This is a genomic window from Tepidimonas sp., from assembly GCF_029335975.1.
GTDB lineage: Bacteria > Pseudomonadota > Gammaproteobacteria > Burkholderiales > Burkholderiaceae_C > Tepidimonas.
Genome location: NZ_JARJMT020000066.1, coordinates 1 through 9,710, shown reverse-complemented (window position 1 = coordinate 9,710; position 9,710 = coordinate 1). Strand labels below are relative to the sequence as shown.

General features: G+C 67.9%; 12 protein-coding genes. 11 read left to right on the top strand and 1 reads right to left on the bottom strand.

All coding sequences use genetic code 11. The features are described from left to right. From P3W97_RS03575 to P3W97_RS03525, 11 genes are all read left to right on the top strand, one after another. A partial coding sequence (locus P3W97_RS03575; protein ID WP_300843855.1) for a molybdenum ABC transporter permease occupies positions 1-661 on the top strand: 661 nt, incomplete at its 5' end. Further along, on the top strand, positions 654-1,478 hold the full coding sequence (locus P3W97_RS03570; protein WP_300843853.1) for an ABC transporter ATP-binding protein: 825 nt from the start codon (positions 654-656) through the stop codon (positions 1,476-1,478). The genes P3W97_RS03575 and P3W97_RS03570, both read left to right, overlap by 8 nt. Before the next feature lie 146 nt (positions 1,479-1,624). Beyond that, on the top strand, positions 1,625-2,449 hold the full coding sequence (locus tag P3W97_RS03565; RefSeq protein ID WP_367184586.1) for a molybdate ABC transporter substrate-binding protein: 825 nt from the start codon (positions 1,625-1,627) through the stop codon (positions 2,447-2,449). Positions 2,450-2,531: 82 nt separating this feature from the next. Further along, the gene (locus P3W97_RS03560) at positions 2,532-3,365 is read left to right on the top strand and encodes a sulfite exporter TauE/SafE family protein (RefSeq protein ID WP_300843851.1); all 834 of its coding nucleotides are present in this window, start codon (positions 2,532-2,534) and stop codon (positions 3,363-3,365) included. A 61-nt stretch (positions 3,366-3,426) separates the two neighbouring features. Continuing rightward, the gene (locus P3W97_RS03555) at positions 3,427-3,771 is read left to right on the top strand and encodes a hypothetical protein (RefSeq protein ID WP_300843849.1); all 345 of its coding nucleotides are present in this window, start codon (positions 3,427-3,429) and stop codon (positions 3,769-3,771) included. Beyond that, positions 3,768-4,778, top strand: a complete 1,011-nt coding sequence (locus P3W97_RS03550) for an iron ABC transporter substrate-binding protein (RefSeq protein WP_300843847.1) — start codon at positions 3,768-3,770, stop codon at positions 4,776-4,778. Before P3W97_RS03555 ends, P3W97_RS03550 begins: the two co-directional genes overlap by 4 nt. Positions 4,779-4,905: 127 nt before the next feature. Beyond that, positions 4,906-5,733, top strand: coding sequence for a ModD protein (gene modD / locus P3W97_RS03545; RefSeq protein WP_300843844.1), 828 nt, complete (start codon positions 4,906-4,908; stop codon positions 5,731-5,733). Positions 5,734-5,944: 211 nt separating this feature from the next. Next, a complete protein-coding gene (locus P3W97_RS03540) occupies positions 5,945-6,949 on the top strand; it encodes an iron ABC transporter permease (RefSeq protein ID WP_300843842.1) in 1,005 nt (334 codons plus the stop codon). Continuing rightward, a complete protein-coding gene (locus P3W97_RS03535; protein ID WP_300843840.1) occupies positions 6,946-7,704 on the top strand; it encodes an ABC transporter ATP-binding protein in 759 nt (252 codons plus the stop codon). Before P3W97_RS03540 ends, P3W97_RS03535 begins: the two co-directional genes overlap by 4 nt. Continuing rightward, positions 7,704-8,249 carry a nucleoside-triphosphatase gene (locus tag P3W97_RS03530; protein ID WP_300843838.1) on the top strand — a complete coding sequence of 182 codons (546 nt, stop codon included), beginning with the start codon at positions 7,704-7,706 and terminating at the stop codon, positions 8,247-8,249. Before P3W97_RS03535 ends, P3W97_RS03530 begins: the two co-directional genes overlap by 1 nt. Before the next feature lie 58 nt (positions 8,250-8,307). Then, the gene (locus tag P3W97_RS03525; RefSeq protein ID WP_300843836.1) at positions 8,308-9,108 is read left to right on the top strand and encodes a methyltransferase domain-containing protein; all 801 of its coding nucleotides are present in this window, start codon (positions 8,308-8,310) and stop codon (positions 9,106-9,108) included. A gap of 136 nt (positions 9,109-9,244) precedes the next feature. Here the strand turns inward: P3W97_RS03525 and rpiA are convergent. Continuing rightward, the coding region (gene rpiA, locus P3W97_RS03520; RefSeq protein ID WP_300843834.1) for a ribose 5-phosphate isomerase A at positions 9,245-9,710 on the bottom strand (466 nt) is incomplete at its 5' end.

The window sequence follows — 9,710 nt, the reverse complement described above, 5'->3', positions numbered from 1 at the left end:
GACCGAACGCACGCTCTTTTCCATGCGGTTGTCGCTGATGGCGGCAACCCTCGCCACGCTGCTGGCGTTGCTGCTCGCCATCCCCGCGGCTTACGCCCTGTCACGCTCCCGTTTTCCCGGCAAGGAGGCGGCGGAGACGGTGCTGGACTTTCCCATCATCGTCTCGCCGGCGGCCCTGGGGGCCATCATCCTGATCTTTTTCAACAACCCCCTGGGCGAATGGATCCAGGAAAACGTGGTCTATTTCGTGTTCGGTTTCGCTGGCATCGTGCTGGCGCAGTTCGTCACCGTGCTGGGCCTGGCGGTGCGCATGTTGAAGGCCGCCTTCGACGAGGTGCCAGTGGCGCTGGAACGGGTGGCCCGCACTCTGGGCGCGAGCCTGCGTTACGGCTTTTTCACGGTCACGCTGCCGCTGGCGAAGAACGGGCTCGTCGCTGCCTTCATCCTGACCTGGGCCAAGGCCCTGGGCGAGTTCAGCGCCACCCTGATGGTGGCCGGCTCGATGGCCATGCGCACCGAAACCCTGCCGATCGCCATCTCCATGCGCCTGTCCTCCGCCAACATCGAGAGCACGGTGGTGCTGATCCTGATCCTGGTGGTCATCGGTCTGACCGCGCTGTTTGCCACCCGCCGCCTGCTGGGGAGAGTGGTGCATGCTTGATGTCACGCATGTTATCGCCCGGGCCGGCGGCTTTCAGCTATCCGGCATCGATCTCAAGATCGAAGCAGGCCAATGCCATGCCGTGCTCGGCCCCTCCGGCTCGGGCAAGAGCACACTGCTTTCCGCCGTGCTCGGCCCGCTGCCGGCGACGTCGGGCAGCGTGCTTCTCGCCGGCGAGGACATCACGCATCGGCCCATCGAACGTCGTCTGCTCGGCTACGTGCCCCAGCACCTGGGTCTGTTTCCGCACCTGTCGGTGCTGGACAACCTCACCTATAGCGCGCGCGCCCGGCGTGTGCCGGAGGCCGAATACCGGCCGCTGCTGGATCGTCTGGTCGCAATCACCGGCATCGGCGCATTGCTCACACGCCGCATCGCCACGCTCTCCGGCGGCGAGCGTCAGCGCGTGGCCCTGGTGCGGGTGCTGGCCGCCAACCCGCGCCTGGTGCTGCTCGACGAGCCGTTCACCGCGCTCAACGAAAGCCTGCGCCGCGAACTGTGGTGGCTGGCGAAGGACTTGCAACGCGAACGGGGCTTGACGGTGATGATGGTCACCCACGACCTCGCCGAGGCCTATTTCCTCGCCGACCACATCATCGTGCTGATCGACGGCCGGCAGGAGCAGAGCGGCGACAAGCGGTCCGTCTTCCGCCGGCCGGCCAGTCTCGCCGTGGCGCGCTTCCTGGGGCTGAAGAAGATGTTCTGGGTGAAAGCGCCAATGAATGCGGCGGCCCGCGCCCGGAACGCATCGTCGCCCATGATTCCTGCCCTGACCATGCAACGCTGCCCCTCTGTTTTTTCTTTCCCTCTTTTATAGCGAGTTCGACCATGTCTAAATGTTTCCTACACCCGACTCCGGATCAGGTCACGCTGCACAACCTGGATGGGGCCAATACCCTGAAGTTTCCTGACGCCGGCGGCCATGCCGGTTTGGCCGCAGGGGGGCAGCTTGCCTCGAAACACATATCCCGGCCGCTCGGCGCGGTTGCACTGGGACTGAGCATCGGCGCCCCCGCCGCCGCGGAGCAGTCGGCTCAAACGGCCGCCCCCGTTTTGTTGCACACCGCCGGGTCGGCCCGTGCCGCCCTGGCGGAGATCGCGGATCGATTCGCGGCCGAGCGCAAGCTGGAAGTCAAAATCGTGTCCGGCCCCGCCGGCGCCCTGCGCGAGCGCATCGAACAGGGCGAGCGGGCGCAGGTTTTCGCCTCGGCCAGCATGTCGCATCCCGAGCAACTGGCCGCCGCCGGCATGAGTGCGCCGGCCGTGCTCTTCGCGCGCAATCAAATTTGCGCCCTGACGGCGCCTCACATCGATACGACGCCGGATAAATTACTCGATACCCTGCTGTCCGATCAGGTGCGCCTGGGCGTCTCGACCCCCAAGCGCGACCCACTCGGCGACTACACGCTGCAACTTTTCGAGAAGGCCGACGCCGTGCAGCCCGGTGCGCGCGCCAGACTGGAAGCCAAGGCACAACGGCTGACGGGCGCTCCGGACAGCGCCGTCCCGCCCGCCGGCCGCAATGCCTACGGCTGGCATGTGGAAAACGGACGCGCGGATGTGTTTCTGACCTATTGCACCAATGCGCTGCAGGCCCGCAAGGAGGTGCCGGCGCTGCGCATTGTCGCGGTTCCGGATGCCTTGGCCGTCGCCGCCGATTACGGCCTGACGGTGCTGCGCGGCGCCCCTGAAGCGGCCTGGGATTTGGCGATGTACATTTTGTCGCCGTACGGTCAGGCGGTGCTTGAACGTTACGGTTTCATAGCCGTGACCAAGGTTCAGAAGTGAGCGCGAGGACGGGTTGCCATGACGGGTCGTGTGGCGCGCGCCCACGGGGCGCGTCTGCCTTTCGGGCTACAAGGTCAAAGCCATGAAGACACCCCCTACCCATCGCAGTCTCGCCGGCTTCGGCTGGGGTGCCCTCATCGGCAGCCTGGGCGGGCTAATCGGCCTGGGCGGCGCGGAGTTCCGCCTGCCGGTGCTGGTGGGTCGCTTCAAGCTGCCCACCTTGGAGGCGGTGATCCTCAACAAGGCCATGAGCCTGGTGGTGGTGGCCTTCGCGCTGTTGTTCCGGGGCGGCGCCATCCCCTTCGCCGAGCTGTGGGCCCAGGTGGACATCGCCGTCAACCTGCTGGCCGGCAGTCTCATCGGCGCCTGGTGGGCGGCGGGGCACGCCATGCGCCTGCCGCGCCGGATGCTGGACCGGGTCATCCTGGTGCTGCTCATCATGCTGGCCCTGGTGATCCTCGCCGAGGCCTGGCTGGACGGCGCCGGCGGCGGTCATGGCGGCGGCACGCCGCTGATCGCCGACCCCCTGCTGCGCTGGGGGGCGGGCTTGGGTGCGGGGCTTTTCATCGGCATGGTGGCGGCACTCCTGGGGGTGGCCGGCGGCGAATTGCTGATCCCCACCTTGCTGCTGCTCTACGGTCTGGACATCAAGCTGGCGGGGAGTCTCTCGCTGCTGATCAGCCTGCCGACGATGGTCGTCGGCTTCGCCCGCTACCGCGAATCCAACGCCTTCGCCGTGCTCGGCCACGAGCGGCCCCTGCTGATCTGGATGGCGGCCGGCTCCATCGTCGGCGCCGGAGTGGGCGGGCTCATGCTGGGGCTGGTGCCCGCGGCGTGGTTGCTCACCGGGCTGGGCATCATCCTGCTCGTCTCCGCCGTCAAGGTGTTTCAGCATAGCGTTGCTCAACATGACTGAGGCGATCATCCAAGCTTGCGTGTCCGGCGCGACGCGCACCCGAGACGTTGACCGATGGGTGGTGAGGTGGCAGGCTGCCCCCGCCGACCGGCATTCGACACATGACCTGCTGGCCGCGCGGCTGCTGTGCGTCCTGATCGCCCGTGCCTGGCTGCTCAAGGCCGGCGGTCTGGGCCGGCCCGAGCCTGGCGCCGCGTCGTCCTGGCACGCCCAAGCCGCCGCGGCCGACGACCGCGTCGCCCAGAACAATCTGGGCGTGCGCTGCCGCGACGGCCGCGGCGTGGACAGGAACCTGGACGAGGCCCTGCGCTGGTTCAAGCGCTCGGCGGATGCCGACTATCCCAAGGCGCAGCTCAACCTGGGGCTGCTGCTCAAGACAGGCACGGGCGCCGGGAGCGCGCCATGAGGCGCCGCGACTTCCTCCTCGGCCTGTCCGCCTTGACACTGGCGCGGCATTCACTGGCCGCCCCCGCGACGGGCTTGCACGTCTTCGGCACGCTGCCTCGGCCAGAGCAAGTGCAGCGGGTGTTCGCCGCCGGTGCGCCCGCCGCCGTTCTCGTCTATTGCCTGGCGGCAGACAAACTCATGGGCTGGCCTGCGCCACTCACCGACGAGGCGAAAAATCTGCTCGCGCCGGCAGCGCGCGTGCTGCCCGTGCTGGGCCGGCTGGCCGGGCGCGGCAGCACGTTGCCGCTGGAAAAGCTCGTGGCTCTGAAGCCCGACCTGATTGTCGACGCTGGTACGGTGGATGCCACCTATCTCTCCACCGCTGAGCGGGTGTGGCGGGCCACCGGCATCCCTTATGTACTGGTGGACGGGCGACTGGCCGACAGCGCCCGCCAATTGCGCGAAACCGGGCGGCTGCTGGGCGTGGCCGAGCGCGGCGAGCGGCTGGCGCGCTATGCGGAAACGACGCTCATCACCTGCGACAACATCGGCGGTCAGCGCCGACCGCGCGTCTATCTCGCCCGCGCCGCCGACGGCTTGGAAACGGCACTGCCTGGCTCGGTCAACGGCGAATGCATCGAAGCGGCCTGCGGCATCAACGCCGCCCAGGGCACGGGCGGTAATCTGGCGCGTGTTTCGCGCGAGCAAATCCTCGCCTGGGCGCCTGAAGTCATCGTCACCCAGTATCCCGAATTCCATGCCCTCGCCAGGCGGGATGATTTCTGGCGCCGCCTGCCCGCCGTGCGCGACGGCCGCCTGTACCTCGCGCCTGCGCTGCCCTTCGGCTGGCTCGACGGCCCGCCCAGCGTGAACCGGCTGATCGGCGTGCGCTGGCTGGCGGCGCGGCTGCATGGCCAAGCCGCCCGCACCGAATGGCTCGAAGACGCGCGGGAGTTCAACGCCTTGTTTTACGGTTACGCGCCAACGCGCGACGAACTGGCGCGGCGATTGCCGGAATTGACATGATGCGAAGCATGGCAGCATGTCGGCGCGCGCGCTGCGCGGCCTCGCATGAGACGCGCCTGGCTAACCCACCCTTGCCCATATCCGCGACCGGCCCTGATCGCGAGTCGCACTGACGAGAATCGACTGCATGATCCACACGACTGACACCATCCTACTGAGCTTACTCGCCGATGACACCGGCGGCGGCGACCTGACCACCCACTCGCTCGGCATCGGTGCGCGACCGGGGCGGCTGACTTTCGCTGCACGCGAGGCGATGACGGTGTGTTGCACCGAAGAGGCGGTGCGCCTTTTCGAGTTGGCCGGAGCACGCGCGACGCTCGCCGCCGCCAGCGGCACGCGGGTTGCAGCCGGCACGCCGCTGCTCGAAGCCGAGGGCAGCGCCGCGAGCCTGCACCGGGCCTGGAAGACCGCGCAGGTACTGGTCGAATGGTCGAGTGGCATTGCGACCCGCGCCGCAGCCATCGTCGCAGCAGCCGGCGATGTGCCCGTCGCTTGCACGCGCAAGAATGTTCCCGGCACCAAGGCGCTGTCGATCAAGGCGGTGCGCGCTGGGGGCGCGACCATGCACCGTCTCGGTTTGTCGGAGACCCTGCTGGTCTTCGCCGAGCATCGGTTGTTCCTCGACGAGGCGCCGGCCACGACCATCAAGCGCCTCAGACGCCGCGAGCCGGAGAAAAAAATCGTCGTCGAAGTCGTCGATGTCGCCGAAGCGCTGCGCTGGATGGAGGCCGGTGCCGACGTGCTGCAACTGGAGAGGTTCTCGCCCGAGCAGGTCGCGGCATGCCGTCGCGCCAGCGCCAGCTTTTCGCCCGTCCTCCTGGCGGCAGCCGGCGGCATCAACGCCAGCAACGCCGCCGCCTATGCAGCAGCCGGCGCCGATTTACTCGTCACCTCGGCGCCTTATACCGCACCGCCAAGCGATGTGCAGGTCTCGTTCAGGCATGCGCCATGAATCCGCTGCGTGAACGCGGCGAGCCACGGGATGCGCCACCGCCAGGCCAACTCGATCGCAACGGCGGCGCGAGCGATCTTCCACCCGTGACCCTCGCCGGAAAACCCGCTTGCCGCAGCCCTCTGTGGCGAGGGCTTGGCTTTGACGACGCGCGGCTTGGCGTTCACGCGCCGACGCGCGCAGAGCTGGCGCACCGGCTGCCTGATCTCGCATGAAACTCGCCACAAGAGGCGCCGTTGCGCGGCTGTTCATCCTTGCGGCTGCCTTGGTCGCGGCGCTGCTGGCGGCCTTTGCCTTCGGGCCGTATCCGCTGTCTCCGCTTGACGCGCTGGCGGCGCTGTGGGCGGGGCCAGGGGCCGACAACGACGCCGCCACCGTGGTTTGGCAGCTGCGCCTGCCGCGCATCGTGGCTGGGCTGCTGGTCGGCGCGGCGCTCTCCGCGGCAGGTGCGGCCTATCAGGGCATGTTCAGGAACCCATTGGTTTCGCCCGACATTTTGGGCGTGGCCGCCGGTGCCGGGCTGGGCGCGGCGCTGGCCATCTACTTTGGCCTGCCGCTCATCGCCGTGCAGGCCATCGCCTTCATGGGCGGGCTTGTGGCAGTGGCTGCCGTGGTGTTCGTCGCAGCTCAGGTGCGCCGCCACGACCCGGTGCTGGTGCTGGTGCTGGCCGGGGTGGCTGTGGGCACGCTGTTTTCCGCCGGGATTTCGCTCATCAAGGTGTTGGCCGATCCCAGCGTGCAACTGCCTTCGATCACCTTCTGGCTCTTGGGCGGGCTCAACGCCGTGGCGGCCAGTGATTTGTGGATCGCCGCGCCTTTGGTCGTCGTGGCGCTGACACCGATGCTGTTGTTGCGTTGGCGCGTCAACCTGCTGTCGCTGTCCGACGAGGAAGCCGCCGCACTCGGTGTGAATGTCAGCCGACTGCGCGGCATCTTGATCGTCTCCGCCACGCTGATGACGGCCGCTGCCGTGTCGATGGCCGGTATCGTCGGCTGGATCGGTCTGGTGGTGCCGCACGCCGCGCGCCTTCTGGTGGGTCCGGAGTTCTCGCGCCTCTTGCCGGCCTCTGTGTTGTTGGGAGCCGCCTTCCTCATCGCCGCCGACACCCTCGCGCGCTCGATGGCCAGCATCGAACTGCCCCTGGGCATCCTCACAGCCTTCGTCGGCGCGCCGGTGTTCCTGTGGCTGCTGGCGCGCACTGGCAGGGGTGGATGAAAATGCTCGCTGCCCACGGCCTCGCCATCGGCTACCGCCACCACCCGGTGGGCGAGGACATCGAGCTATCTCTCGTTGCGGGCGAGGTGCTGTGCCTGCTCGGCCCCAATGGCGGCGGCAAGACCACGCTGTTTCGCACCCTGCTGGGCATCCTGCCGCCGCTGGCCGGCAGGGTCGAGGTGGCCGGGCGGGAGCTTGCCGACTGGTCGCGGGCGGCGCTGGCGACGCAAATCGCCTATGTGCCGCAGTCGCAGGCCGGGCTGTTCGCTTTCACTGTCGAGGAGGTGGTGTTGATGGGCCGCACCGCGCGCCTCGGCCGCTTTGCCACGCCGTCGGCGCGCGACCGGGAGAAGGCCCGGGCCTGCCTTGCGCGCCTGGGCATCGGCCATCTGGGTGAGCGCATCTACACCGAGATCTCCGGCGGCGAGCGGCAACTGGCGCTGATCGCCCGGGCGCTTGCCCAGGAAGCGGCGATTCTGATCCTCGACGAACCCACGGCCAGCCTCGACTTCGGCAACCAGTTGCGGGTGCTCAAAGAGATCGACGCGCTCAAGGCGCAGGGGCTGGCGATCCTGATGTCCACCCATCAGCCCGAACACGCGCTGCGTGTGGCCGACCGCATCGCCCTGCTCAAGGCCGGTCGCATCGTCGCGCAGGGCCCGCGCACGCTGGTGACGGCGCAAACGCTGGCTGCGCTTTACGGGGTCGATGCCGGTGAAGTGGCACGCAGTCTGCCGCAACTGGCACATCTGTGATGATGAAGTGCGCCGCACCAACACCGGAAGCGCTGCCTGCCGCCCTGCGCGCTGCAGCCGAACCGCGCCTGATCCTGCTCACCGGCGGCCGCGGTTCGGGCAAGACCCGCTGGTGCATGGCCTTGTGTGAGGCCGCGCAGCGGGCCGGTCTCGATGTTGCCGGGGTGATCTCGCCAGCGGTGTTTGCGAATGGCGCCAAGATCGCCATCGACGTGCAAGATGCGGCCACCGGCAAGCGCCGCAGGCTCGCCGAGCGGCCGCCGCCGGGTGAAGCCGGCACCGCCGGACTGGGCTGGCGCTTCGACGACGCGGCGCTGGCTTGGGGCGACCGTTTGCTCAGCCATGCGCCCGCCTGCGACCTGCTCATCGTCGATGAACTGGGGCCACTGGAGTTTCGCGGCGCGGGCGGTTTCCGGCATGGCTTCGCGGCCATCGAGGCGCGCCGCTGGCGGCTGGCGCTGGTCGTGGTGCGGCCAGAGCTTTGTGCAGCCGCTATCGCGCGCTGGCCTTGGATTTCGAATGTTTTCGATGTGGACGCGCAATGAAGGCGTGTCTGCATCGGGCGCCCCCGCGGCCGACCCCATCATTGCCACAGGAGTGTGTATGAAGACCATTCACGATATCGATTTCGCGCAACTCTACCGAACGCACATGCAAGCTGCCGGTGGCCGCGAAAAACCGCCGCAGGAGTGGGACGCCCGCGCCAAGGAGATGGGCAAGCTCACGGGCACCAGCAGCTATGTGCGCGACTTTGTCGAACGCATGAATCTCGACGGCTGCGACACGCTGCTCGACGTCGGCTGCGGCACCGGCGCCATCGCCCTCGCGCTGGCACCGCAGCTCAAGCGGGTGTATGCGCTCGACTACAGCCAGGGCATGCTCGACGTGTTGATGAAAAACGCCAGGACGCTGGGGATCGACAACGTCACACCGATCCGTCTGGCCTGGGAGGACGACTGGCGCGACGTGCCGATCTGCGACGTGGTCACCGCCTCGCGCTCGACTACCGTGATGGACATGGCCGATGCACTGACCAAGCTCGACGCCAAGGCGCGTCGGCGCGTCTATCTCACCAACATGGCGGGCGGCCGCTTCATCGACGCCGAGGTGGCCGAGCTGTTGGGCCGAAGCCGGCCAGCGCTGCCGGATTACATCTACATCATCAACCTTCTCTACCAGATGGGCCGACACCCACGCCTCGACTACATCAGCAGTGACAACCGCCTGGCTGGAGCCAAAAACTTCGATGAGTTCGTCCGCAAGGTGACGTTCGCCGTGGGCGCGCTCCGTGACGATGAGCGCGAGCGGCTCAAGGCCTGGTACGAGGCCGACCCGCAGCGCAGCCAGCGCGGCGGCGCGCCGTTTCGCTGGGCGTTCGTGGCGTGGGAGCGGTCGCAGAGTTAGCGCCTCGGGGCCCACTCAGCCGTCGCGCAGGCGGCCGGGATGCCACGCCGGGCAACCGGCGACGCTCTGGCCGGATCCGCACCAGGTACAGAATTGACGGCACACCCCGACCCTTTCACGCTGGGGTAGCGGGGTTTTACTCAAAATTGAGCGTTTTGACGCCCTCTTCGGTGCCCAGCAGACACACATGTGCGTGCTGGTGGGCGAAAACACCCAAAACACCCACGGTCACCACGCCAGGCCATGGGTTCACCATCGACTCGAAGCCCAGCGGGTCGGTGATTTGCAGACCCACCACGTCGAGGATGTGCTGGCCGTTGTCCGTCACCAGAGGCTGGCCATCCTGCAGGCGCAGCGTGGGCGTTCCACCGAGCGCAACGGACTGGCGCATGATGCGGTGCGCGGCCATCGGGATGAACTCCACCGGCAACGGAAACGCAACCAGCGTGCGCACACGCTTGGACGCATCGGCAATGCACACGAAGCGACGTGACTGCGCGGCGACGATCTTCTCGCGCGTGAGCGCCGCGCCGCCGCCCTTGATCATGTAGCCGTGGGCGCCGATCTCGCCGGCGCCATCGATGTAGACCGAGAGCTCTTCC

Excerpts from the sequence above, each read along its gene's own strand:
- P3W97_RS03570 (WP_300843853.1), top strand. The coding sequence starts at position 654 with ATGCTTGATGTCACGCATGTTATCGCCCGGGCCGGCGGCTTTCAGCTA.
- P3W97_RS03560 (WP_300843851.1), top strand. The coding sequence starts at position 2,532 with ATGAAGACACCCCCTACCCATCGCAGTCTCGCCGGCTTCGGCTGGGGT.
- P3W97_RS03550 (WP_300843847.1), top strand. The coding sequence starts at position 3,768 with ATGAGGCGCCGCGACTTCCTCCTCGGCCTGTCCGCCTTGACACTGGCG.
- modD (WP_300843844.1), top strand. The coding sequence starts at position 4,906 with ATGATCCACACGACTGACACCATCCTACTGAGCTTACTCGCCGATGAC.
- P3W97_RS03540 (WP_300843842.1), top strand. The coding sequence starts at position 5,945 with ATGAAACTCGCCACAAGAGGCGCCGTTGCGCGGCTGTTCATCCTTGCG.
- P3W97_RS03535 (WP_300843840.1), top strand. The coding sequence starts at position 6,946 with ATGAAAATGCTCGCTGCCCACGGCCTCGCCATCGGCTACCGCCACCAC.
- P3W97_RS03530 (WP_300843838.1), top strand. The coding sequence starts at position 7,704 with ATGATGAAGTGCGCCGCACCAACACCGGAAGCGCTGCCTGCCGCCCTG.
- P3W97_RS03525 (WP_300843836.1), top strand. The coding sequence starts at position 8,308 with ATGAAGACCATTCACGATATCGATTTCGCGCAACTCTACCGAACGCAC.